Origin of the sequence: Peribacillus sp. FSL K6-5616 (genome assembly GCF_038008245.1) — a bacterium.
Lineage (GTDB): Bacteria > Bacillota > Bacilli > Bacillales > DSM-1321 > Peribacillus > Peribacillus frigoritolerans.
Window position 1 is genome coordinate 3,714,855 of record NZ_JBBOYT010000001.1, and the last position, 23,369, is coordinate 3,738,223.

The 23,369-nt window shown below is 41.2% G+C and carries 25 protein-coding genes, 1 riboswitch and 1 other annotated feature; of the genes, 5 read left to right on the plus strand and 20 right to left on the minus strand.

Annotated elements, in window-relative coordinates; genetic code table 11:
- Positions 1 to 24 precede the first annotated feature (24 nt).
- Positions 25 to 867, minus strand: coding sequence for a pentapeptide repeat-containing protein (locus MHB45_RS17865; protein ID WP_072273436.1), 843 nt, complete (start codon positions 865 to 867; stop codon positions 25 to 27).
- 224 nt (positions 868 to 1,091) lie between these two features.
- On the opposite strand from MHB45_RS17865, the gene yyaC reads away from it, so the two are divergent.
- Positions 1,092 to 1,661, plus strand: a complete 570-nt coding sequence (gene yyaC / locus MHB45_RS17870; RefSeq protein WP_048679455.1) for a spore protease YyaC — start codon at positions 1,092 to 1,094, stop codon at positions 1,659 to 1,661.
- A 74-nt stretch (positions 1,662 to 1,735) separates the two neighbouring features.
- On the opposite strand, the gene MHB45_RS17875 is transcribed toward yyaC, so the two are convergent.
- The 9 genes from MHB45_RS17875 to MHB45_RS17915 all read right to left on the minus strand — a co-directional run bounded on the left by MHB45_RS17875 (position 1,736) and on the right by MHB45_RS17915 (position 10,322).
- Positions 1,736 to 1,882 (minus strand): hypothetical protein, encoded by a 147-nt coding sequence (locus MHB45_RS17875; protein WP_176702874.1) that lies wholly within the window; start codon positions 1,880 to 1,882, stop codon positions 1,736 to 1,738.
- A gap of 64 nt (positions 1,883 to 1,946) precedes the next feature.
- Complete coding sequence (locus MHB45_RS17880) at positions 1,947 to 3,257, minus strand: CitMHS family transporter (protein WP_048679459.1); 1,311 nt, start codon at positions 3,255 to 3,257, stop codon at positions 1,947 to 1,949.
- A 173-nt stretch (positions 3,258 to 3,430) separates the two neighbouring features.
- Entirely contained in the window at positions 3,431 to 4,135 is a 705-nt protein-coding gene (locus MHB45_RS17885; protein ID WP_063594537.1) for a response regulator, read from the minus strand.
- Between the two features lie 2 nt (positions 4,136 to 4,137).
- Positions 4,138 to 5,742 (minus strand): ATP-binding protein, encoded by a 1,605-nt coding sequence (locus MHB45_RS17890; RefSeq protein ID WP_048679467.1) that lies wholly within the window; start codon positions 5,740 to 5,742, stop codon positions 4,138 to 4,140.
- Between the two features lie 97 nt (positions 5,743 to 5,839).
- Positions 5,840 to 6,298 carry a VOC family protein gene (locus tag MHB45_RS17895; RefSeq protein ID WP_072273437.1) on the minus strand — a complete coding sequence of 153 codons (459 nt, stop codon included), beginning with the start codon at positions 6,296 to 6,298 and terminating at the stop codon, positions 5,840 to 5,842.
- Positions 6,299 to 6,472: 174 nt separating this feature from the next.
- A complete protein-coding gene (locus MHB45_RS17900) occupies positions 6,473 to 7,462 on the minus strand; it encodes an ABC transporter substrate-binding protein (RefSeq protein WP_048679471.1) in 990 nt (329 codons plus the stop codon).
- A 26-nt stretch (positions 7,463 to 7,488) separates the two neighbouring features.
- Positions 7,489 to 8,256, minus strand: a complete 768-nt coding sequence (locus MHB45_RS17905) for a heme ABC transporter ATP-binding protein (RefSeq protein WP_048679474.1) — start codon at positions 8,254 to 8,256, stop codon at positions 7,489 to 7,491.
- Entirely contained in the window at positions 8,253 to 9,326 is a 1,074-nt protein-coding gene (locus tag MHB45_RS17910; protein WP_048679542.1) for a FecCD family ABC transporter permease, read from the minus strand. Before MHB45_RS17910 ends, MHB45_RS17905 begins: the two co-directional genes overlap by 4 nt.
- A 190-nt stretch (positions 9,327 to 9,516) precedes the next feature.
- Positions 9,517 to 9,704: riboswitch (cobalamin riboswitch) on the minus strand.
- A 108-nt stretch (positions 9,705 to 9,812) separates the two neighbouring features.
- Positions 9,813 to 10,322, minus strand: a complete 510-nt coding sequence (locus MHB45_RS17915) for a GNAT family N-acetyltransferase (RefSeq protein ID WP_072273438.1) — start codon at positions 10,320 to 10,322, stop codon at positions 9,813 to 9,815.
- A 296-nt stretch (positions 10,323 to 10,618) separates the two neighbouring features.
- On the opposite strand from MHB45_RS17915, the gene MHB45_RS17920 reads away from it, so the two are divergent.
- Positions 10,619 to 12,007, plus strand: coding sequence for an L-cystine transporter (locus MHB45_RS17920; RefSeq protein ID WP_072273439.1), 1,389 nt, complete (start codon positions 10,619 to 10,621; stop codon positions 12,005 to 12,007).
- A gap of 101 nt (positions 12,008 to 12,108) precedes the next feature.
- On the opposite strand, the gene MHB45_RS17925 is transcribed toward MHB45_RS17920, so the two are convergent.
- The 5 genes from MHB45_RS17925 to MHB45_RS17945 all read right to left on the minus strand — a co-directional run bounded on the left by MHB45_RS17925 (position 12,109) and on the right by MHB45_RS17945 (position 17,194).
- Positions 12,109 to 13,311, minus strand: a complete 1,203-nt coding sequence (locus MHB45_RS17925; protein WP_161922246.1) for a hypothetical protein — start codon at positions 13,309 to 13,311, stop codon at positions 12,109 to 12,111.
- A gap of 145 nt (positions 13,312 to 13,456) precedes the next feature.
- Positions 13,457 to 14,113: a phosphatase PAP2 family protein gene (locus MHB45_RS17930; RefSeq protein ID WP_072273441.1), complete on the minus strand. Its 657-nt coding sequence runs from the start codon at positions 14,111 to 14,113 to the stop codon at positions 13,457 to 13,459.
- Between the two features lie 227 nt (positions 14,114 to 14,340).
- Positions 14,341 to 15,690 carry an amino acid permease gene (locus MHB45_RS17935; protein WP_048679485.1) on the minus strand — a complete coding sequence of 450 codons (1,350 nt, stop codon included), beginning with the start codon at positions 15,688 to 15,690 and terminating at the stop codon, positions 14,341 to 14,343.
- Positions 15,691 to 15,749: 59 nt separating this feature from the next.
- Positions 15,750 to 15,985, minus strand: a binding site (T-box leader).
- A gap of 339 nt (positions 15,986 to 16,324) precedes the next feature.
- Positions 16,325 to 16,813 (minus strand): hypothetical protein, encoded by a 489-nt coding sequence (locus MHB45_RS17940; RefSeq protein WP_072273442.1) that lies wholly within the window; start codon positions 16,811 to 16,813, stop codon positions 16,325 to 16,327.
- A 147-nt stretch (positions 16,814 to 16,960) separates the two neighbouring features.
- On the minus strand, positions 16,961 to 17,194 hold the full coding sequence (locus tag MHB45_RS17945) for a hypothetical protein (protein WP_072273443.1): 234 nt from the start codon (positions 17,192 to 17,194) through the stop codon (positions 16,961 to 16,963).
- Positions 17,195 to 17,382: 188 nt separating this feature from the next.
- Here MHB45_RS17945 and MHB45_RS17950 point away from each other — a divergent pair, with 188 nt between their 5' ends.
- Entirely contained in the window at positions 17,383 to 18,546 is a 1,164-nt protein-coding gene (locus tag MHB45_RS17950; protein ID WP_072273444.1) for an MFS transporter, read from the plus strand.
- A gap of 487 nt (positions 18,547 to 19,033) precedes the next feature.
- Here the strand turns inward: MHB45_RS17950 and MHB45_RS17955 are convergent, their stop codons facing one another.
- From MHB45_RS17955 to MHB45_RS17975, 5 genes are all read right to left on the minus strand, one after another.
- Positions 19,034 to 19,675, minus strand: coding sequence for a response regulator transcription factor (locus tag MHB45_RS17955; RefSeq protein ID WP_048679497.1), 642 nt, complete (start codon positions 19,673 to 19,675; stop codon positions 19,034 to 19,036).
- Positions 19,668 to 20,714 (minus strand): sensor histidine kinase, encoded by a 1,047-nt coding sequence (locus MHB45_RS17960; protein ID WP_048679500.1) that lies wholly within the window; start codon positions 20,712 to 20,714, stop codon positions 19,668 to 19,670. The genes MHB45_RS17955 and MHB45_RS17960 overlap by 8 nt, the downstream gene beginning before the upstream one ends.
- Positions 20,711 to 21,457 (minus strand): cell wall-active antibiotics response protein LiaF, encoded by a 747-nt coding sequence (gene liaF, locus MHB45_RS17965; protein ID WP_048679504.1) that lies wholly within the window; start codon positions 21,455 to 21,457, stop codon positions 20,711 to 20,713. Before liaF ends, MHB45_RS17960 begins: the two co-directional genes overlap by 4 nt.
- 156 nt (positions 21,458 to 21,613) lie before the next feature.
- Positions 21,614 to 22,249: a PspA/IM30 family protein gene (locus MHB45_RS17970; protein ID WP_034309579.1), complete on the minus strand. Its 636-nt coding sequence runs from the start codon at positions 22,247 to 22,249 to the stop codon at positions 21,614 to 21,616.
- Positions 22,250 to 22,268: 19 nt separating this feature from the next.
- Entirely contained in the window at positions 22,269 to 22,616 is a 348-nt protein-coding gene (locus MHB45_RS17975; RefSeq protein ID WP_034309581.1) for a lmo0954 family membrane protein, read from the minus strand.
- A gap of 181 nt (positions 22,617 to 22,797) precedes the next feature.
- On the opposite strand from MHB45_RS17975, the gene MHB45_RS17980 reads away from it, so the two are divergent.
- Positions 22,798 to 23,028 (plus strand): hypothetical protein, encoded by a 231-nt coding sequence (locus MHB45_RS17980; RefSeq protein WP_161922243.1) that lies wholly within the window; start codon positions 22,798 to 22,800, stop codon positions 23,026 to 23,028.
- Positions 23,025 to 23,366 carry a hypothetical protein gene (locus tag MHB45_RS17985; protein ID WP_142953118.1) on the plus strand — a complete coding sequence of 114 codons (342 nt, stop codon included), beginning with the start codon at positions 23,025 to 23,027 and terminating at the stop codon, positions 23,364 to 23,366. The genes MHB45_RS17980 and MHB45_RS17985 overlap by 4 nt, the downstream gene beginning before the upstream one ends.
- The last annotated feature ends 3 nt before the right edge of the window (positions 23,367 to 23,369 follow it).

Sequence of the window (23,369 nt, forward strand, 5' to 3'; positions counted from 1 at the left end):
TTTACTCATGAATGAAACATCCTTCTACCTCCAATGATCGGGAATCATTAATGAGTGCGGTAATTTTGTCTTCGTGTCGCCTTTAGCCGAGTTGATCTGTGCTTGTGTGATGAAGAAACTTCCGGTGAGATCGGCACCGCTTAAATCGGCGTCCCTAAAGTCTGCACCGATCAGGTCCGCCACTCTCATGTCGGCTTCCCTGAGGTCGGATGCAATAAGCAAAGCCCCTCTTAAGTTCGCTCCTCTAAGGTCAGCGCCTCTCAACTTTGCACCCATCAGGTCACTTCCCCTGCCTATTTTGTTCGGCTTTTTCTTATTTTTCTTAAATGAAACCTTTGCACGTACCATTTCACTTGTGCGCAGGAGTAAATCGTTAACGATCGTTCTATGAGCTGGTACATTCAGGTTCATGATAGACTTTGGACTTTGTTTAGTGAGATATTCCGTGTCTTCAAAAGCGGCCTGCAATTCCCGGTGAAGAGGTTGGGCATCTTCTAAATTAAGTGCTTCATTTAAGTAGCAAAGCATTTCATGCAGTTGTTGCATAATTGGAAAAACTTCGAACATTTCCTTTGCTGATGCGGGGTTGTCCCTCCAATCGTTTCCATCATAGGTAAGCTGGGATACCTTTTGACCGGCACCGAAGCATTCATATACCGTGCAGCCTTTATACCCTTTTGCTCTGAGATTTTCATGGATGCCGCAACGATAATCGGATTGAAGGTTTGAACATGGTGTACCTCCATCTTTATCAAATGCAAAATCAGCAGACTTTGCATAAGGCAGGGCTACACAGCACAAACCAAAACAATTCTCACAGTCTGCACGTAATTGATTATGGATACTATCGTTATTCGTTAATTGCATTCTTACACTTCCTTCTATAAAACACTGGCTCTGCCTTTTTTAAAATCAAAAGTTTCATACAGTATATTTTCTTGTTTTCATTTTATCAAAAAACCCAATTAATCTATATATTAACAAAATACAAATAAACAAGAAATCTGAAATTAATCATTAGAGGGGAGCAAGTGATTTCCATAATCATGTTATACTTTATTCAAGATCACGGTACTCTAGGGGGTGTAGGCATGTATCCTTTTGGTGGCAGGAAAAATGGGGAGACAAAAAAAGAAATGCAGGATTGCAACTATACGTTGGATACAGAGGGAGAAATGGACGAAATGTCTTTTCGGATCGCAGGAGTTCTTCGGTCAACGTCCAAAGAGATCATCTTTTTATGCATTGGCTCAGATCGGTCCACAGGAGATTCATTCGGGCCTTTAGTAGGGACGATGCTAAGAGAAAACCAAATCCCTCATCATGTCTTCGGAACACTCGCAGAACCTGTACACGCCCTTAATTTGAAAAGTGTTTTGAAAGAAATAAAAAAGCAATTTAAAAATCCCTTTATTTTTGGTATCGATGCTTGTTTAGGCGGTTATCATCAAATCGGTTCTATTATTCTGACAAAAGGTCCTTTTAGCCCTGGTGAAGCGATGAAAAGATCCTTACCTGAATTGGGTGATTATCACCTAAAGGCCGTCGTAAATTATTTAGACCCCCTTTTGCCCAAACAGTCTCTAAATGAAACAAGACTGGATACTGTCATGAATCTGGCGAAGATTACCACAAGAATCATTGTTAAAAGTTTAAAATAATGGGAAAACCCCAATAAAGCCTAAGCTTTTCGGGGTAAACAATGTAAGCATAGTCTTGAAGGACATTGCTATCATCATGCTAAACCTGGGTCATTAAAGTAAATAACTTCTGAAAGAATCTTATTGCCCTGTATATTACAGAAAACGTCCCTTGCTGCTTGTTCTGTTTCAAATTCATACATTACAATATCCCTGCGTTTATAGAGTGTGATGATCCACATTGAAAATCCTCCATTATAAAATATCGATTTGCCGATCTGCACGATAGAGTAACCATTCCTTTTACTAAATGACTCCCAGGATTATCGCCGCTATTGTCATGACCGTGACAGTCCCTAATGCCCATTTCACGGCAAACCGCTGTAAATCACCGAAGTCAGTGCCAACTAAACCTATTAGCAAATGTGCTGCAGCTACCAAAGGACTCAATACGTGTATTGGCTGCCCTATTAATGAGGCGCGCCCTATTTCTGCCGCGCTAATTCCATAAGCATCAGCGGCTTGTGCGATAATGGGAAGTACGCCAAAATAGAAAGCATTATTTGACATAAAGAAAGTAAAAGGGGCACTGGCATACGCAACTATAACCGGTAAAAATGGTCCGAAAGATTCCGGGATTAATGAGACCAACGTAAGGGCCATTGCATCAATCATTTTCGTTCCAGACATGATGCCGGTAAAAATCCCGGCTGCAATGACAATAGAAACGACGGCCAATGCATTTTTCGAATGAACGGCGATTCTATCCTGCTGATCTTTCAAATCAGGATAATTGACCAATAACGCGATGGCAAAAGCAATCATGAATAAAATGGTCAAAGACATAAAATCAATGATTAATGATGCCATCAGCACAATCGTTAAAATGAAGTTGAACCAGACTAATTTCGGCCTGCGATAATCACGGGAAACCGTTGTTGCCGCTAACTCGGAATTGGCCGCCGAGTTCCCTTCATTTCTGTGATCATGCTGGATCTCCACTACGCCCAATCTCTTTCGTTCCCCTTTTCCCAATATAAAAGCCACGACAAGAACCCAAATTAGGCCAAATCCCATGACAGGAATCATAGGCAAGAACAACTCCGATGCGTCAAGGTTCAACGATGCCATCGCCATAGCGGAAGCTCCCCCCCACGGTGTCATATTCATTACACCCATGGATAACATCGCAACAGTGGCTAATATGATTTTGTTCATGCCCAGACGCTTATAAAGGGGTAAAAGCGCTGAGACAGTAATGATGTAAGTAGTTGTCCCGTCCCCATCCAATGCGACGGTCATTGAGAGAATAGCGGTTCCTACAACTATTTTTAAAGGATCTCCTTTTACTATTTTCAATATTTTAGAAATAAGCGGATCAAATAAGCCGGAATCTATCATTATTCCAAAATATAAAATCGCAAACAAAATCATTATGGCAGTTGAAGCTATCCCTTCAACACCCTCCTGCATCATGGGTCCCAGCTCTGTAAAAAATCCTCCAATCACTCCAAATATGATGGGAACGAGCATAATGGCCACTAGTGCCGATAGTCGCTTCGACATAATTAAATACATGAATACTGCAATCATCGAAAATCCTAAAATGGATAACATCTTCAAGCCCCCTTCTGTTTATCACCATCTTGTTTTGATAGCGCTTTCTTTAGAGACTATCATCCATTAAGCCTTAATCACATATAAAGAAAGTAATAAGAGTTTTTTTCATTTTTTTCACGCCTAAAATAGAAAAAACCCCATTGATGAAAACGAATTTCATCAACTGGGATTTACATGTGTTTTATTTTATATTTTCTTTCGGGCCTTCCGACACTTCCATACAAAACCTCAACTTCCATTTCATTACAGGAGACTAAATACTCCAGGTATCTGCGCATGGTTGAATAACTTATTCCAACAAGTTGACCCAGTTCATCCGCGTTTAAACTGCCATTGACGTTTTGAATCTTGCTTCTGACCATTTTCAGGGTATGTTTGTCAATTCCTTTGGGAAGAGAATTTATTTGGACATCATTTGCTGTATTTGAATTACTTATGGTCCGAAAAAGAGTATCCACTTTATCTTGATTTACTAAATTGCTATTATGCAGCTGCCGTCTCGTCATGTCGTATTGGTTGAGCGTCGCAAGAAGCTTATCGATAATGATCGGTTTTATAAGGTAACCAAAAGCCCCTCCCCTAATCGCTTCACTGACTGTTTCGGTATCATTCGCGGCGGTGATCAGAATTACATCAATTCCCCGGTATTCCCTCCTAATTTCCCGAAGAAGGTCAATTCCATTCATATCAGGTAAAAAGATATCCAATAAAATCAGGTCTGGTTGTGCGGCATGCAGTATATTCAGTGCTTGCTTGCCTGTGCTGGCTGTAGCAATGACAGTAAATTGATCTAGTTGATTCGTAAATTGTTTATATATATTCACTGCATTCTCGTCATCTTCAACAATGACAACTGTAATCGGCCCTTTGGACATTCTCACGCCTCCTTTTCTCCTTTTATATCCTTCGGGAAGACGAGTGTAAATCTTGCCCCGCCCAAATAACTGCGATCAATATAAATTTCACCGCTTAAAAGACCAATGGAGTTTTTCACAATGGCCAAACCGATCCCATGATTTTCCCCATTTTTAGTCGTATAACCATCTGTAAAAATAATGTCCTCCATTGCATGAGGGATACCAGGACCGTTATCCTCGATATCAAATATGATTTCGTTTCCTAAATCCGTAAACGAAACTTTGACCTTTCCCTTATTTTTGTTCTTTTGCCTTGCTGCCTCCATCGCATTATCGATGATATTACCAATAACGGAAACCAAGTGATGGGAATCCTCAGGTTTTAATGAACTGTTTAAATTGCTTTCCTGCTCGATTTCCAAGAAAACCTGCAATTCTTTTGAACGGTTTATCTTTCCAAGTAAACAGGCGGCGATTAAAGGATCTTTTACCGATGACATAAGAAACGAAATGATATCTTGCCTCTCTCTCACTTCAGAAGAGATGATGTTCATTGCCCTATCATACTGTTTTAAACTAAGTAATCCATAAATGGTATTTAATTTATTTAAAAACTCATGATTTTGTGCCCGCATATTTTCTGAAAAGGCCTTGATTTCTGAAAATTCATCCGTTAATTGTTCAATTTCGGATACTGTCCTTATTGTTAAAACGATACCCCTGACGTCCTTATGATTTAAGATAGGGGATAAATCCAAAATATATAGCTGTTGGCCTAAGAGTAACTTGCGATTGAACTGTCCCTCTTTTGTGCTGATTACAATTTTGATGAGTTTTTCTAAATGTCCATTTACAATCCGCTTTCCCACCATAAGCTGATGATCATGAAACAATTCACGTGCTCTTTTATTCATGGAAGTAACCTGTTTTTCAATATTAATCGTAATGGTAGCATATCGGATGGCATCAAGTGTCGCTTCCCTTTCTTGAAAAAGAAAGGAAATTTCCTCAGGCTCCAGACCTAAAATAAGCTTTTTTAAGCGTCGCGCTATAAATATTGCCCACACGATTCCTACACTGATTGGGATAAGTGACAAATGAATAATCTTCATTTTATAATTGGATAGCTGATCTTGCACATTCTCTACCAAAAACCCTACAGATGAAACACCGATAACTTCCCCTTTATCATTCCAGATAGGCGCCTTAGCTTTAATCGCTGGTCCCGATATCCCATTTCCTTGATAAATAATTGCTTTGTGTTCATTGAGTACTGCATCATTACTAGTAGCCGTGGGCTTTCCGATATATTCTGGATTGGGATGAGAGTATCGCAGTCCTTTATGATTCGCAATGGTTACATAATCGGCCCCTGTTGTTTGACGAATCAGTTCTGATGCGGGTTGAATCACCTTTGAGGGCTGTTCATCGTTAAATCCCTGGATGATCGTTGGATTTTGAGCCGCTAATTTGGCAACCGTCATTGCTTGCTTACCCATATGGTTTTCGACGATGTCTTCCAGCAGTGTAGAGAATAGAATGCTCACAAGTAAGGTACTGATGAAAACAACGAATATGATAAGCAATGTCATTTGAGTTAATAAGTTCACTCTAATTTTAAACATCTACATTTATACCCTAGGCCTTTCCATATTGATTGCTCATACTTATATAGAAAATTAATGATTGAGACTGGGCGGGGGAAATTTCCCTTTACAAAGTTCACCTGGTTAATAGTTCTTCCCATTCTTCAAGCGAAAGTTTTTCGGTCATATGCTTATATGCATCAGGGACTTTTATCGAACACATAAGTTCGAGACTATTGCCATCGGGATCATTGAAATAGACGGAAGCGTTTCCTTGGTTCGGACGCACAAATGGTTCAATCGTTGTCCTTTTTCCAAAGGGGACGACTTCAATTTGCAAGGATTTGAGCCAAGTTAATACATTTTTCATATTATCATAAGTTACCCGAAAGGCGATATGCCTTAGTGAAGGGTGGTATGGAGTTTGATATTCCTTCCCTTCCCATAAGCCGACCCAGCTTTTGTTTTCCTCGATCCAAAAGAAGGCAGTATCTTCATCCCTCCAAGCTAGTTTCAAGCCTATTTTCTTATAAAAATCCATAGAGATGTCCAGGTTCTTGACTGGTAAATGGGCTTCATATAAACCTTCTATCATATTAGATTCTCCTTCTCCTATAACCTTATTTTTACGAATTATGATCTGCCATACAAATTATTCAAGATACCAATCCTATTATCCTTCTAATTGATATAGGAAGACCCGAACAAGGACATGTTTCATTCATGTCGATTATTCGGGTCTTTTGTTCATCATCCGCCTGGTCGGTTTTTAAAACTTATCGGGATATAGTCCTTCCGCTACATTCCGTAAGGCTATGGGTGCACGAATCCCTTCCGCGCCCGCTGAAAGAGGAAGCACGATGATTGCTTTATTTCGAATGGCCGGTACATCCGCCAGTTCACTTTTATTTAATAAGAATGTTTCTTTTTGCTTTATGGGGATGTCGCCGTAATCAATGATGGCAATGACATCCGGATTCCGATCGACGACTTCTTCCCAGCTGACCTCAGGCCATCCCCCTTCCGTATCGCCAAAAATGTTCTGGCCGCCAGCCATGGAAATGATCCCTGTCATGTAATTATTTTTCGCTGCCGTTCTCGGTACTTCTTCACCGCTGTCATATACGAAAACGTTTTTGGGTTTGCCTGCCGTTTCGATTTTTGCTGTGGTTTCTTTTATATCCTGTTGCATCTCTCCGATGACTTCCGCTGCTTTTTCTTCCACTTGAAAGATGCGGCCAATATTCTCAATATCTTTATACACATCTTCCATAGTCGGTGTTGACGTATTGGAAGACTCATGGATATATGTATTGATTCCGGCTTCTTTCAGCTCTTGGACGGTTCCTAATGTTTGTTCCGTAAAGGCGCTTTTCCAGCCTGCATATGCAAAATCCGGCTCTGCTTCAAAGAAAACTTCTTTTGATGGGTATTCCTTGGAAAGCACAGGCACCGTTTCATAGGCCTCTTTATACTTTGGCAAAATTTCGTCATCCAAATAAGCCGTACCTGCCATTGAATCCTGCAACCCCAATGCAAGCATGATTTCCGTCGCATGCTGATTTAGCGAAACCGCACGTTTCGGGGCCTCTGCATAGGTGGATTCATGATCCAGATTCGTGATGACCACCGTTTCTTTTCCACCTTTTTCACTCGGTTTGCCTCCGTCCTTTGAAGCTTCCTCGGAGTTATTGCAAGCGGCCAATATCATCATTGCCAATAAACTGATGCTTAACAAAATCTTTCGGTAACCAGTCATATATTTCCCCTCGAATCCATTGTTTTTTATATATGTGCTAAAAAGGTGATATGCGTCTTTTCCGTGACCGGGTGTATGCCGATTTCCGTTTCCACGCCGAACACGTTCCTTATCATTGTTGTCGTCAAGACAGCTTCTGGTGTTCCGGATGTGATCACTTGGCCATTTTGGATGACATATATATAATCACAATACATGGCTGCCAAATTTATATCATGCAGGGCAGTCAAGACAGTAACGTCCAGCTTTTTTACAAGGTCCAGCAATTGGAGCTGATGCCTGATGTCCAAATGATTCGTTGGTTCATCCAGGATGATGATGTTCGCCTCCTGGGCAAGGGCACGCGCTATAAGGACACGTTGTTTCTCCCCACCCGACAAGCTCATGAAACTCCTTTCTTCAAATCCATTCATTTCGACGCGAGCTAATGCATGATTGACGATTCGTCTATCTTTCTCCGTATCTCCCTGAAATAACCGCTTATGGGGGTGGCGTCCCATCCAAACCATCTCTTGTACACTAAAGTCAAAGGTCAGGGATGTTTCCTGGCTGACAACCGCCATTTCCCGGGCTGTTTGTTTCTGTGTAAGCCGGTAAAGGTCTCGGCCGTCGAGGTGAACAGATCCCGTATGCGGCTCCAATATCCGGGAAGCATTTTTTAATAAAGTGGATTTCCCGCTCCCATTCGGGCCGATCAGCCCAACGAACTGGCCAGTTTTTATATGCAGGGATATATCCTCAATGATAGGTGTGTCCAGAATTGAATAGGACACTTCTTCAATGGCTAATTTCACTTTCCCCCACCTCCAAATGAATATGAACTTCGCCGCAAAAGCCAAATGAAGAATGGCCCTCCGCAAAGTGCGGTGACAACGCCAATCGGAAGTTCTTGAGGTGCCAGGACCAGCCGGGCACATACATCTGACCAAATGACGAGAATCATGCCAATCAATATGCTGCATGATAGAACACGTTTATGGTCTGTCCCGACCAATAGCCGGGCCAAATGCGGTACGACCAGACCGATGAACCCAATCGAGCCGCTTACAGCAACAACAGTCCCCGTAACAAGGGAAGTCATGATAATCAGAACTTTACGGAAGGCTTCCATATTGACCCCGAGCGTCGCGGCGACCTCTTCGCCCATCAATAAGATATTGAGGGAGCGGGATTGGACGATAAGGAACAAGGAAACCCCAAGCACTACAACCGCTGGAATCGGTATGTATTCCCATTTTGCACCCGCTAAGCTGCCCATCATCCAAAACATCGCTTCACGGATGCCGGAATCTTTTGGTGCGAGTGTGACAATGAAATTAGTGACGGCAGACATGATCATCGAAATGGCTACACCCGCCAATAACAGCCTTGTCGTTTGGATTCTCCCTCCCACTTGAGCCAATAAATAAACGGAAAGCATCGCAGCCATGGCCCCCAGGAAGGCACCGAATGACAACGCATATTGACCGAATATAGGCAGCGCCCCAAAGAGAATGACAAGGGTTGCCGCAACGGAAGAACCAGATGAAATGCCCAGGATATACGGATCTGCGAGTGAATTGCGCACCAAGGCCTGGATGACGACACCCACTACGGATAACCCCGCACCTACCACCGCACCGAGCAATACACGGGGCAGACGGATATCCCAAATGATCCGCTCTTGTGCGATACTCCCATTCCCTTCCAGGGAATCACCGATAAAAGGCAGATGCCCTAAGGCGATCTTCCAAACCGTCATTGCTGACATCTTAACTGGCCCAAGGGTAACAGCGAATGTAATCGATAATAAAAGGATGCAAAGCAAGAAAAATAGCAGGAAACGAAACCTGCGCTTGGCATTTCTCTCAAAATGGTCAAGCATATCCTCATTCTCTTTCAATGAGCTTCTAACCAATGACTCTTCCAATGATGATTCCTCCTTCAAAAAAAACACAAAAAAACTCCAATCCTTTTAACAAAGAATGGAGTTACGAGTATAGGCAAAAAAATAAGGAAGGACCTAAGTCCGCCTTTTCTTACTCTCGAACACCTCTCCTCTCAGCGAAGGAAAAATCGGTGATGCCTACTAGGTAGGTCTCCTGGCTTCCAGATCAACATTTCCTTTCGTCTTCCCTGACTGACGGTCAAGTGACATCCTGAAAGAAAACTCCTTGGTTACAGTGGCGCGACCACTCGGGATTTGCACCCGATTCCCTGTTACCCTTTGTTCACACAAAGGCACCCAGCGGCAAATATATGAACTTCGCAAAATTTTCCAAACATTAAATACAACGTTAGTATAGTATACTCCCCCTCTTTTCACAATAAAAAAAATGGAGTGCGTTCTATTATATAGAAGAAAATGGATTTAAAGGTTCCTACTATAATGGAAGAATGTTAGCTTTTGACCCGAATCCGCACTAATTTCCTCATTAATCGAAATCCGTTCAAAACCGTTTTTCACCAAAACCTTTTGGGAGGCGATATTGTCACTTGTCGTTTTGGCCTGTATTTGCGTCACATTCAAATCCGGCGCCAGCTTCACCAATAGCTTTAAAGCTTCATTCGCAATCCCTTTTTGCGTAAACGCTTCACCGATTCTATAACCGACATGAGCCGTACCATTGACGGGGTCGATATCCACAAGATTAATCCTGCCGACGATTATGCCTGAACCATCCTTAATCAAATAAAAAGAGGAGATGGCCTCTTCTTGTTCTTTTAATAATTCCTTATGCCTGATTCCAAACGTTCCAAAGCTATAATAATCATCACCCCGTCCTGGGACCGTTTGTTCGAAAAACCTTCTATTATTGCATTCATATGCAAATAACGCTTGTGCATCCCGTTCATTAAGCCTGTCAATGTATATATCCATCATTCTTCCACCCTTTCAAAAAAAACGCTAAGCCTATGCGGCCTAATCTATCATTCAAGAAAACAAAGGGCTTATCCTTCCTGATAAATAGATAGATGAAGATTTATACCCTAGCTTGATCCAGCATCCCTTTATTGTTCCCTCAAATCCAGTTCCTGAATAAAGATAAATACATGAATTACTTGAAAAGTCAAAAATAAATTATTTTCTTCTGGTAAAAAATCAACGGATGATGTATCATAGGCTTCAGATATTTATTATTCTCATTTGGTTAATCGGAATTAGGAGGAATATATATGATTGGTTATGTGTTTTTAAATCTTGCCATAATGCTCGTTCTTTTAGGCGTTTTATTTTACATGAATAAGAAGCATATTTCCTTTACAAAAAGGGTCTTTACTGGACTTGGTTTAGGAATTGTATTCGGACTTCTTTTGCAGTATTTCTATGAACCTCAGTCAGAGGCGATCGTTAAATCGGTCGATTGGTTTAACATTGTAGGTTCCGGCTATGTCAAGTTCCTGCAAATGATCGTCATGCCGCTTGTCTTCATTTCAATCTTATCCGCATTCACAAGATTGAAACTGACTAGCAATATTGGAAAGATCAGTGTCCTGATCATCGGAATCCTGCTTGGAACGACTGCGATTGCAGCAGCTGTCGGGATCACATCGGCAACTGTTTTCAATTTGGAAGCCGTTCAAATTGAGCAAGGGGAAGCGGAGCTAAGCCGCGGGGATCAAATATCGGAAACATACGGTACGATTCAGGATAAAACGATGCCGCAGCAAATTCTTGAATTGATTCCGTCCAATCCGTTCCTTGATTTAACGGGTGCACGTCCGACATCAACCATTTCCGTTGTAATTTTTGCTGCATTTCTTGGGATTGCCTATTTAGGAGTCAAAAGGAAACAGCCTGAACACGCTGAATTTTTTGCTAAAATAGTAGATACATTGCACAGCATCATCATGCGCGTAGTAACATTGATCCTGCGTTTAACACCTTACGGGATCTTGGCGATCATGACGAAGACGGTAGCTACGAGTGATTTGGATGCCATCCTGAAATTAGGGAAATTCGTAGGTGCCTCTTATGTCGCCCTGATTGTCATGTTCCTCATCCATTTGCTATTGCTGATGCTTGCAGGATTGAATCCAATCGTATATTTGAGAAAAGCTTTCCCAGTATTATCGTTTGCCTTCACTTCAAGAACAAGTGCTGGCGCTCTGCCATTGAACATCCAAACACAGAAACAACTAGGGGTGTCCGAAGGTATTGCCAACTTTGCCGGATCCTTCGGCTTGTCGATCGGTCAAAACGGCTGTGCCGGAATCTATCCGGCCATGTTAGCGGTCATGATCGCTCCAACGGTTGGGATCAACCCGCTAGATCCTTCCTTTATCGCCATGTTGATTGCCATCGTGGCCATTAGTTCTTTCGGGGTTGCAGGTGTAGGCGGAGGAGCAACATTCGCTGCCATCCTTGTATTATCTGCAATGAACCTGCCAATCGCTTTGGCCGGCCTGTTGATTTCCGTCGAGCCATTGATCGATATGGGAAGAACGGCCGTGAATGTCAGCGGAAGCATGACTTCCGGTATTCTGACTAGTAAAATAACGGGCGACCTGGATAAAGAACAGTTCAGCGAAGAATCATCTTTGAAAATTGAAGCTGAAATGTAAAAAAAAAGCATCGGACTTCCTGCCATTGGAGGTTCGATGCTTTTTTTACATAGGAGTAATAAGGGATTGATGCTTGAAACCCAGTTAAGATAAAATTCATTTTAAATAAGTACATGCCAGACATTTTCTTGTTTCTTATATCTTCCCTTTATTTCTCCAATGCCATCAATGGTTAGCGAATCATTGGTTTCAGAGGGTTCATTCTCCATTATCAGATGTAATTTATTTATATTTTGAATTCCATGATCAACATGGGCAATAACCGGTTGTTGAATAAGAAAATCCTCATTGTTCATCCTTACTTTTATAAAGCTCTTATGTAACAGTCTATCTTCTAATGGGATCATATTCATCGGGTCATAAGAATCAGCAGTTATTTTCCCTTCAATATATAAATGAATGCCTGCTTGTTCATTAAACTCTTCAAATGCTTTCATTCTCTTTTCCATAGCAAAGCTAATGACTTCCTCTGTTTCAGGACTTATTTTCACATCAGCCATTGAATGCTCCATATAGTCACCGCACTGCTGTTTTAATAGGTCATATAATGTTTCTTCTCTATCAAAAAAACTTTCCATCCAGCCTGGTGAAAGCTCCTCCAGTAACAAACACATAAATAAACCGGAACTATAACAACTTCTTCTAATCCGAGAAGTAGATTCATATTTGTTTGTTAGTTGTTGTGCATACTTTTTTAAAACCGAATCGTAATCAAGCGGGCTTTTTTCCGAGTAAGCCTTCAATTCGACATACCACGCAGGTCCCTCGATGGTTTCAATCAAATTTTCATATGTCAGGTACTCTTCAATCTTGGCTGCTCTTTTTTCCCTTATGGCAATGAAGGCATTAAGGTATTGTTTCTTCTTTATTATGTTATTTTCCAACATTGCACAATAAAGATTTGTACGTTCCTGATTTCGTAATTCCACATTTTCTTTTGACAGCGGATATGTGATTCCCAGCATTTCATCGGGAAACCGTTTTTCATCCTTTATATATTGATAGCCGTGAAACAATTCATGAACCGTTATTGAAAACAAATCTTCATATTCCTTATAGTGATCCATATTAACAATTGCTGTGGGATATTCTTCATACATAATGATTGTGTCAGCAGTAAACTCGGTATCCCACTTTAAAATATGATATGTACATGGTGAATTGTTACTGAATTTAGGATGATTGAATAGATAAACATTACTCCTGTCATATATTGCATAGGCAACAAGTTCAAAACCCGGCCAATAATTTTCCAACTTTGCTTTAACCAAGTCTTCAGCCATTCGATCAAGATGGTGCGGCATTCTTTTCCTCCCTCCACTGTTTCCATTCGATTAAAAACATAATACCATATATAATTTACATAAATGCCCAACCATTCAATAAAAAAAGCCGCTGTAATATATCAACTCACGGGAGCGAATATTCTTACAGTGGCTTTTCCTGTGGTCACTTTTTAATTTGCCTCGCTGCGTAATGATTGGCCTGAAAACCAGGTAGCGCATGGAACGTATACTGGACGGCTGCATATACCCCGCATGCAAGGAGGGTTCCTGCGAGTACATCCAATACAGCATGCTGTTTCGTAAATAGCGTGGAAAGGATGATCAGTGTTCCGAATGCAGTGACACTGGCATACTCCCATTTGTGCTCTTCTTTCCGCTTATGGGCGACAATCATCATGATGAATGTGGTCAGTACATGTATGCTGGGGAGGCAGTTGACAGGTTGATCATGACTATAGATGAACAGCATTAACTGGGCAAAGATATCGTTGCCCACGACTTCTGGACGCGGAACTGTCGTTTGCCAAAGGCAATATACAAGAAAACAGAGAAGTTTCCCCGATATCAAACTGCCTAATCCGACGAAATAGCGCTTTCGGTCAACGAAGCAATAGTAAATCAGCAATCCATAAATATACGGATACCAAAGTAAATAAGGAACGGCAAATTCTTTAATAAAGGGAATCTCCCCATCTATTATAGTCGTAACATCGACAGCATGACCTGAAGATTGATTGATGATTGAATAGATGGAACTAGTAATCATCAAAAGTAATAAATAATATAACGGGTGAAAGGATAGTATGGAATTGTTTTTCATAGCTCGCTCCGGCTTTCAATATATTGGTTTTTTTCCAAAGATTATTATACTACATTTTTCACTAGATTAACTCGTTAATCGCTAAAGTTAATGATTCCCATGAACTAGTAAAATGGATATCTCTTACTTTTCATCCGACTAAGAATACATAACGAAAGCCATGGCATATACCACGGCTCAATATGAAACTTATATGCGGGAAGGCAAAAGTGATCACTCCGCCATCTCTAGATTTTGTTATGGCGTTTTTTCCATATATACGTTAAGGAAATGAAGATGTAGATGCAAAGTGTAATGATCGTAACGACTATGGATGTCGTGAAAATGATTCCGATCAGGATCGTTATTAAAGCGATGATCGCAGCCCAAGTCGTATACGGGAACCATTTTACCGAATAGGCACTTGTTTTTCCGGACTGTTGTTTACGTGATTTCAAATGGGCGAAAGCAATGATCAACCAGATGAATAATACGGTATATCCAAGCGAACCCATTAGGAAATCGAAGGTCTTGCTTCCAGCGAATAAGGAAATCAATACACCGCCATATAAAGCGGAAGTACACATCAATATTGCGGGAACAGGTACTTTCTTCTTGGATAGACGGGAAAAGATTTTCGGAACGCGACCATCCACGGCTTGTGTATACAGAACGCGGGATGAACCATACAACCCGGAGTTCATCGATGATATGATCGCTAATAGAACAACGGCATTCATGATATGGTCGGCACCTGGAATCCCGATCATTTGAAAGACCATTACAAATGGACTTTCCTTCACCCCGTTTACTTCGTTCCAAGGAATTAAGCTAACGATGATGAAAAAAGGAATGATATAGAAAGAAATGATCCTGACCAATGTGCTGCGAACGGCCTTTGGAACCACCTTTTCAGGATTTTTCGTTTCAGCTAATGTGACCCCGATGATTTCCGTACCGCCATATGAATAGATTACCACCAGCATCGCCGTGATCAAACCTGTCGATCCATTCGGAAAGAAACCGCCATGTTCGGTCAAGTTAGAAAAACCGACCGCGGTATGATCACCAAAAGTAACGAGCAGCAACAATAATCCAGCCATGATGAACACAATGATGACCGTAATCTTAATTAAAGCAAGCCAGTACTCCGTTTCAGCAAAAACCTTTACTGACAGCAAGTTAACCGCAGTAACCAAAACCGAAACAGCTAATGCCAATATCCAGATTGGATATCCGGGCAGCCAATATTGAAGGAAAATCGCCGCAACCACTGATTCGGCCGCTATATTCAACACCCACATTTTCCAATAAATCCAATCCAGGAAATAGGCAGGATACTTTCCTAAGATCGATTGGACCAAATCCCTGAATGTTCGTGCACCGCTATTGCGGACCGCCATTTCAGCTAAACCTTGCATGATGAATAATAGGATGATTCCACCTATCAAGTACGCAATGATTACGGAAGGGCCTGCCATATCGATGGCTGAACTGCTTCCTTTAAATAAACCTGCCCCTATGGCACCGCCTAATGCCATCATCGTAATATGCCTTGAAGTCATTGTCCTCTGTAAATTCCGTTTGTCCGTTTCCATATCCTTACCTCCCAAAAATCAAAAAAAGCATATCGTCTCTTCCTTCATAATCAAATGAAGAAAGAGACGATATGCCTTAAGCTTACCGCGGTACCACTCTTATTGGCTCTTTAAAGAGCCCTGCTTTAAAACCTTGTAACGAAGGTTAATCGTTAAAACAAAAGAATGGAATCATTCCTATCTTTCGCTTTACCACTCCCAGGCAAGTTCAAAGTATCATTGGACTGCGTTGCACCAACCCGCAGCTCTCTTCACCGAATAATGAGCTTTTACTACTCCTGTTCATTGCGTTTGAAAAATTATATCTGAATATTTTTAATAATATCCCATACTATACGGACTCAAGGTAAATTTGTCAATAACTTTCTTAGGATAATATTTTCAAAAGAAACAAATTAGGGGAAATCGTGAAAGCACTTGACCCAATTAGAGGATACTGGCGGACAAATAATATACAAATTCAATAGCACTTAAGGAACATCCTGCGGCTGCAGAATCAAGTGTTAGATAGTCTTATAAGATGAAAATGAAGAACCGAAGCGTATATGCAAGGTTTCCTAAAGACAAAGAGTGCCCTTTATGGATACCCTCAATTTACCAGTGGTTTCGTAAATTCTACAAATGTTCTTATGACTTATTTAGCAGGTTCTATATAGAAATAAATCCCACTTTTCTTGTCTATTGCAGGGCTTACTTCACTAGTTCGTGTTTTAACGATAGGACTTTGATCATCACTTAATCCAGTGTAAATTGTAAAATCCTTTCCTGATTGTGTTGTTGTTCCCCAACTGATCTGGGAGGAATACTTTTTGACTTTATCGTTTTTAACAAGAACATCTTGATCAGGGTCATACCAAGCAAACTTTCCTTCTTGCTCACTAATGCTTGATACCCCTACTCCCAAGCCTTCTTCAAATTGTTTCTTATAAATAACAAATGTTTCTCCGTTTTCACTAACTTCTCCAATGATGTCTTCTTTTTTTATCTTTTCTTCTTTAATGCCATGATTAATCGTTTCTTCTTTGGTTTTATACCATTTCAATTCACTGGTTCCGTTATCGGCTATTGCAGAACACCCTGTAAGTGCAATCATGGCTATTGCAAAAGGTAGCACCACTTTCACTTTAAAAATCCCCCTTTTAAGAAAAGATGCAATACTTAAATCGTGCATTCGATGCAAATAAAATTACAATATATAGAAAAAAACATTTCCCTATCCATTCCCACTGGTCACCTAATCAAATCAATATATTCATAATCTCCTAAACGTTTAAAACTCCATCCCTAACCATGATGCAGCCACCATCAGAACCCCAACGACAATCACTATAACCGGCCCTACAACAATTAATCCAAATAGCAGTGAGCCCACTGCGTCCAGGAAGATTCGAAATGGTCCTGCTTTTTCCTTTTTATTATGTTGCTGCGTCAATAAGTCTTCAAGATGACCGACTTTTTGCTTCAATTGCTGCAACTCTTGAATCACTTTTGTGTCCTGGTCCATGGATTACCACCCTCTTTAATTAACAATAAGTGTTAATTCTATCATTTACATCCATTTTTTAAAAGTGAGATTTAACCTCGAAACCGAATCTATTTTAAAACTATTTTTTCAAATTTTGTCATCAATGATACAATAACATGGTCTGAAATCAATCCACTCTATAGAACACGTGAGGTATCATATTTTTTATGAAAGCAATACGATTATTAAAGGGTTTTAACTTTTTATATTTTGGACTGCTTGCCATTTTCATTCCGTTTCTCCCAGTCTATCTGGCTGATCAAGGTTTGCGTCCAGCCCAAATCGGATTCATCATCGGTACAGGAGGTTTTGTCACCCTCATTACCCAGCCTTTATGGGGAATGATCAGCGACAAAACAAGGACTATACGAAAAGTCCTGTTGTTACTCATCTTTTTCTCGAGCGTAATCGGTTATTTCCTCTATGATTCAAGCAGTTATCTTCAGCTTATCCTGTTTGCCATGCTGCTATATTTCTTTCTGATGCCGATCGATCCCCTGACGGAAAGCCTCAATTTTACGATGGCAGAGAAATCCGGGATCAGCTACGGCTCCATCCGGACATATGGTGCATTGGGTTATGCGGTCATATCGCTGATCACCGGCTATGTTATGTCATATTTCGGAGCGAACAGCCTTGCGTTCCTTTTTGCAGGAATAGGTTTGATCAGCTTCATTGTCAGCTGGATGATGCCTGATGCTCCCGTTTCAGGGAAACCTGTCACCTTAAGCAGCCTTAAGCATTTTTTCAGCAATAAAGAGACGCTTCTCTTTCTGTTATTGGTCTTTATCTGTGCTGTTCCAGCAAGGATGAACGATACCTTCCTTGGAGTATATATCCGTGAACTTGGGGGAAGTGCCAAGCTTGTAGGCTTGACCTGGTTCTTGGCGGCGGGAAGTGAAATCGTTGTATTCGCCCTAAGCTTTTGGTGGCTGCGCAAAGGTAAGGAAATCATCATCATTTCGTTTGCAGCAGCGTTTTTCTTTATCCGTTATTTCGTCTCTGCGTGGATTACCGATCCACAGCTATTAGCTTATTTGCAAGTCATGCAGCTATTGACTTTCCCGATTTTCTACTCGGCGGCCATCCAATATCTGTATCGGATCGTTCCGGTGGAATGGCGTGCCACAGGCCAGACCGTACTGGCGCTGCTATTCTTCGGGGTTTCGGGAATCATCGCTTCTTATATAGGCGGCGCCATATATGGAGCATATGGCGGGAAGACCCTTTACTTGTTCATTTCCTCCATCTCCTTTATAGGAATGGTATTCGCTTTGGTTCTTTATCGGATATACGGAACGAGGCTCGATACCGCAGAGGAAGCTGTATAATCTAAAAAAACGGTATAAAAAAGAGCATGTTTTGATTAAAACATGCTCTTTTTACATTCCGTTAGCGAAATAAAGGGGCAACCGTCAACATTAACACAGAGGAGCAAAGCAGTATAGTAGTTGTCCTGTTTGAGAGTTTTACTTGTTTGCCATTTTTATAGAAACCTGAAAATTGAAGCCGATTTTTATAGAGTACATAAAGTAATGGAAAAATTGCCATACCAACGATCCATCCGCCCGTGGTATTCTCTACGGTTATTCCAAAAATCGCATAGATTGAATGAATGATGAGCCCCATTATCATTCCAATAACGAAAATAATGGTGATTATACGAAATAATTCTAAAATCACTCTTAACATCATTTCACCTACTTTTTTCCTGCAATCCGTAAAAAAGGCTGCAATCAGCAACCTTGAATGAACTTTACAGGATGGGATATTTCCCTAAATATAACAAACTTTCCTCTATTGGTAAATAGACGCTCTTTACTCTTCTTCTTGAACGAGCGAATGCTTAAATGCGTAAATCACTGCTTGCGTGCGGTCCTGCACGGCAAGCTTGCTTAATATATTGCTGACATGCACTTTGGCGGTTTTCAGGGCTATGTATAGTTCATCGGCAATTTCCTGATTCGTTTTCCCTTGTGTCATCAGCAGTAAAATTTCCATTTCACGGTTTGTCAATTGATCATGAAGCTGGGTGATTTTTGGGCGACGCAGCTTTTCCATCATTTTTCCCGTCACTTCAGGTTCAAGTACGCTTTGACCCTGGAAAGTGGAACGGACGGCTTTCGCAATCTCGCTGGCCTTTGATGTTTTCAGCATATAGCTCGTCGCTCCGGCTTCCAATGCCGGGTACACTTTTTCATCATCCAGGAAGCTTGTCACAATGATGATCTTTGCTTCTGGCCATTTTTCAATAATTCGTTTCGTCGCTTCTATGCCGTCCATTTCCGGCATCACCAAATCCATCAAAATGATATCCGGACGCAATTCCATTGCCAGTTCTACAGCTTTCAAACCATTGTCCGCTTCCCCGATCACTTCGATATCAGACTGTGCGGATAAATAAGCCGATACCCCTATCCTTACCATTTCATGGTCATCGACAAATAATACTTTAATCATCATGATCACCTCCAGCATTTAATAATGGGATTTTCACTTCAAGTTTCGTTCCTTTATTCGGAACACTTACAATTTGCATCGTCCCGCCTAATTCAACAGCCCGTTCATGCATGTTTTGGAGACCATATGATCCCGTTTTCGACTCCTCGACGTTAAAACCGATGCCGTCATCCGTTATTCGTAAAATGATCAATCCATCACGAACGATCAATAGCACTTCAAGCGAATTCGCTTTTGCATGTCTCAGCGTATTGGAAATCGATTCTTGTAAAATCCGAAACAGATGGTCCTCAATCCCCTTATCCAGAGTGACAGGCTCCATCTTCCAATTTATATCCATCGTCACTTTTTGGGCCAATTCCAAAAGAAGCTCCTTCATTCCTTCATGTAAAGATTTTCCCTTTAAGGCAACAGGTCTCAAGTGAAGCAATAACGCCCTCATCTCAAGCTGGGATTGATGAATCATTTCTTCCACTACCTTGAATTGTTTCATTTCCGTTTTTTCCATATCGGATTGTGATTCGGTGATGGCCGACATGAACATCGAAGCGGCAAACAATTGCTGGCTCACCGAATCATGCAGCTCCCGCGCTAAACGGTTTCGTTCCTGGGAAACGATTTCCTGGATCTGTTTCTCCTGATCAACGGCCTTTTCATTCGCCATTTTTTGCGATAATTTTGTCTGCTCATTGATTTGCTTATGGATCAGTTGCATCCGTTCCGCCATTTTAGCCATCTCTTGAATTGGATACGTTTCCTGTTGCGAGGGTAAGCGGCCCTGTTCAAGGAAATGCAGACCTTCATCCACCCTTTCAAGCTGTCTCTTCCAAAACATACCCGAAACGACTCCATAAATCAGCCCTACCGTCATGACCAGGCTTGGCAAAAATATGACGAAGGGTAATCCCATGACCACTTTCTCCCACAATAAACTCCAATCGGATAAAGGAAAGATGAAGAAAACCATCGCCGGCAAAGCAAGGGAAAGAACGAAAGCAACACCAAGGGCAGTCAATATCTGCCGTGTCAGTATGCTCATATCCGCTTCACCTCTAAATCGCCAACTAAGATTGAAGTGATGATATGAACCTTGTGATCCGTTTCATTGAACCCTTCCGTTTGGTAGGAATAAATTTGATTAAAGACCCTGGATTCAGGCTTATTTTCAAAAATCCGCGCTCTGCCTGCAATGACAGAATGATGGACCCTGATTTCGATGCCATACGGTACAAGGACAGTGATATTGCCAATGATATTCCTGATGGAAATGACAGCATCGCCTTTCGTTAAAATCGTTTTGCTTAAATCGATAACCGTATCACCGACCCCGCCCTGAACATTCACGGAATTCCATTCATATACATGTTCGGTCGTTTGTTGATGACCAAACAACTTATTTTTAAATAGATAATCGGTTTTCAGCAGTCGTTCCTTATTGATCTTTTCTTCGTCCGAATCATCATTGGTTAAAATGGGACTGACCCAATCAGGATTTTTTTTGGACTGATAATATAAAAGCAAAAGATAAATGAGGATCGCCATTAGGAAAAATCTAAAGACGAACATATTCAAGACTGTGATGATAAGGGAAATCAGCCCTATAAAAAATAGGATTTTCCCGATTGTCCGTTTTGTGAATTTCCTGCCTAAATAGATACATCCTATTGAAAAAGCGATGGAAAAAAGGAGACCCCCACCCGTAAATGAAATCTCTAAAAAAAGCAGGACGACTCCGATGAGAAGTATCCATCCCATATAGTCCGTCTTCATCTTGTTCAACATCGGTTCGCCTCCCCTGTATATGATCATGATATTCTTAAAAGGCACAGAAACCCGTGCCTTTTAAGAATACCATGAAATTATCACGTTCTGACAGCCTGTTTTCCCCCGCCCTCCATTCCAAAAGGCCAGGGGATGACAGCGATGCCTTAAAAAACTTTACGCTTCTTTCTGTTCCAATTCTTTTTCAAGCTGGACAATCCTGGCATCGATCGTATGCCGATTATAATCCGTATGGACCTGGTGCTCGATGCGATCGATATAATGCTCCATTTCTTCAAACATCGCTACCGGTTTGGCTTCGGAACTGCCTCCGTCCAAAACCCGATTAATCCGGTTGTTTGCCCGGGCAATATTTTCCCTGCCCATCAGTTCCAACCGCTTTAGATGCATATCCTTCAGCTTATGTTTCATTTCTTCATATTTCCGCTCCAGCTCAGCCAACTGAACCTCTGCACTTTTATGCGCCTCTTTCAAACTTTGCGCCCGCTCTTCATAGTGCAGGCTTTCCTTGACAGCAAATTCCATCAAATCGGTTTCTCCCGACTGCTTGGCAATCTCAGCCTGATGCTTACGTTTTTCAGCCAGATTTTGCGCTTGATTATATTCACGCGTAAACTCTTCTTTCAAAAGATATTGACGTTCAAGCAACTTACCGACCTTTTCCGTCTCCTGCTCACATTGACGCAAATATTGATTTAACATCCCTATTGGATTTTTTTGCTCCTTTTTATCCAATAGATCGTGAAAATCAGCCGAAATCGTTTGTTTCATTCTTGAAAATAAATTACCCATTCCAATTACATCCCTTCTATTAGTTCTTATTCAACTCTTTCCACTCTCTTTCAAAATTTGAGAATGGGTCACTTTCTTTCGATGATGCACTTTCATCATTTTCATTCCATTTTTTATAAACCAGGTAAAGAACATAAGCTGCCACCAGTCCCAATATTGCCGGGATATGGGAAATAGAAACGATCAGCACGATAATGGAGACTGACCCCCACGCAATCTTCGCCCCTGTCGATTCGGACTTCATGAACTGCTTGAACCCAAAGTATAGGATCGCCAAGCAAATCGCCAGGCTGATCAGTGGACCAACGTTCGCCAGCAACAGGAAAAGTGCGATCAGTCCTACAATAAATAAACCAAATTTCTTCATTGTTTTCGTCCTCCTTTCTATGTTTATATCTTATCTACTTTTACAAGTTCGTATAATGAGCCTTAGCTATATTTTCTAGTAAGACTTAAGGCGTAGACGCTGTAAGTCCGATGCTAATGAGAGTGTTTTGGCGGTTTACTCGGGAATTTGCACCTTACTTGTAAGATTGAGTGATATATTCGTGGGTTTGAGCTATATGCTCGTGAATTTTGCTGTTTTACTCGTGAATTTGCGCTATTTACTCGTGAGTTTGAGCAGTTTACTCGTGAATTTGCACTTTACTCGTGAATTCTACGGCTTTACTCGTGAGTTTGAGCACTTTACTCGTGAATTCTACGGCTTTACTCGTGAGTTTGAGCAGTTTACTCGTGAGTTTGAGCAGTTTACTCGTGAATTTGCAGTTTACTCGTGAATTCTGCGGCTTTACTCGTGAGTTTGAGCAGTTTACTCGTGAATTCTACGGCTTTACTCGTGAGTTTGAGCAGTTTACTCGTGAATTTGCACTTACTTGTAAGTTTGAGTGATATATTCGTGGGTTTGAGTGATATGCTCGTGAATTTTGCTGTTTTACTCGTAAATTTGCGCTATTTACTCGAGAGTTTGAGCAGTTTACTCGTGAATTTGCAGTTTACTCGTGAATTCTGCGGCTTTACTCGTGAGTTTGAGCAGTTTACTCGTGAATTCTACGGCTTTACTCGTGAGTTTGAGCAGTTTACTCGTGAATTTGCACTTACTTGTAAGTTTGAGTGATAT

What these genes read in the sequence shown, in the direction of transcription:
- MHB45_RS17865 (WP_072273436.1), bottom strand. Translation starts at nt 867, where the DNA reads ATGCAATTAACGAATAACGATAGTATCCATAATCAATTACGTGCAGAC.
- yyaC (WP_048679455.1), top strand. Translation starts at nt 1,092, where the DNA reads ATGTATCCTTTTGGTGGCAGGAAAAATGGGGAGACAAAAAAAGAAATG.
- MHB45_RS17875 (WP_176702874.1), bottom strand. Translation starts at nt 1,882, where the DNA reads ATGTGGATCATCACACTCTATAAACGCAGGGATATTGTAATGTATGAA.
- MHB45_RS17880 (WP_048679459.1), bottom strand. Translation starts at nt 3,257, where the DNA reads ATGTTATCCATTTTAGGATTTTCGATGATTGCAGTATTCATGTATTTA.
- MHB45_RS17885 (WP_063594537.1), bottom strand. Translation starts at nt 4,135, where the DNA reads ATGTCCAAAGGGCCGATTACAGTTGTCATTGTTGAAGATGACGAGAAT.
- MHB45_RS17890 (WP_048679467.1), bottom strand. Translation starts at nt 5,742, where the DNA reads ATGTTTAAAATTAGAGTGAACTTATTAACTCAAATGACATTGCTTATC.
- MHB45_RS17895 (WP_072273437.1), bottom strand. Translation starts at nt 6,298, where the DNA reads ATGATAGAAGGTTTATATGAAGCCCATTTACCAGTCAAGAACCTGGAC.
- MHB45_RS17900 (WP_048679471.1), bottom strand. Translation starts at nt 7,462, where the DNA reads ATGACTGGTTACCGAAAGATTTTGTTAAGCATCAGTTTATTGGCAATG.
- MHB45_RS17910 (WP_048679542.1), bottom strand. Translation starts at nt 9,326, where the DNA reads ATGCTTGACCATTTTGAGAGAAATGCCAAGCGCAGGTTTCGTTTCCTG.
- MHB45_RS17915 (WP_072273438.1), bottom strand. Translation starts at nt 10,322, where the DNA reads ATGGATATATACATTGACAGGCTTAATGAACGGGATGCACAAGCGTTA.
- MHB45_RS17920 (WP_072273439.1), top strand. Translation starts at nt 10,619, where the DNA reads ATGATTGGTTATGTGTTTTTAAATCTTGCCATAATGCTCGTTCTTTTA.
- MHB45_RS17925 (WP_161922246.1), bottom strand. Translation starts at nt 13,311, where the DNA reads ATGCCGCACCATCTTGATCGAATGGCTGAAGACTTGGTTAAAGCAAAG.
- MHB45_RS17930 (WP_072273441.1), bottom strand. Translation starts at nt 14,113, where the DNA reads ATGAAAAACAATTCCATACTATCCTTTCACCCGTTATATTATTTATTA.
- MHB45_RS17935 (WP_048679485.1), bottom strand. Translation starts at nt 15,690, where the DNA reads ATGGAAACGGACAAACGGAATTTACAGAGGACAATGACTTCAAGGCAT.
- MHB45_RS17945 (WP_072273443.1), bottom strand. Translation starts at nt 17,194, where the DNA reads ATGGACCAGGACACAAAAGTGATTCAAGAGTTGCAGCAATTGAAGCAA.
- MHB45_RS17950 (WP_072273444.1), top strand. Translation starts at nt 17,383, where the DNA reads ATGAAAGCAATACGATTATTAAAGGGTTTTAACTTTTTATATTTTGGA.
- MHB45_RS17955 (WP_048679497.1), bottom strand. Translation starts at nt 19,675, where the DNA reads ATGATTAAAGTATTATTTGTCGATGACCATGAAATGGTAAGGATAGGG.
- MHB45_RS17960 (WP_048679500.1), bottom strand. Translation starts at nt 20,714, where the DNA reads ATGAGCATACTGACACGGCAGATATTGACTGCCCTTGGTGTTGCTTTC.
- liaF (WP_048679504.1), bottom strand. Translation starts at nt 21,457, where the DNA reads ATGTTGAACAAGATGAAGACGGACTATATGGGATGGATACTTCTCATC.
- MHB45_RS17970 (WP_034309579.1), bottom strand. Translation starts at nt 22,249, where the DNA reads ATGGGTAATTTATTTTCAAGAATGAAACAAACGATTTCGGCTGATTTT.
- MHB45_RS17975 (WP_034309581.1), bottom strand. Translation starts at nt 22,616, where the DNA reads ATGAAGAAATTTGGTTTATTTATTGTAGGACTGATCGCACTTTTCCTG.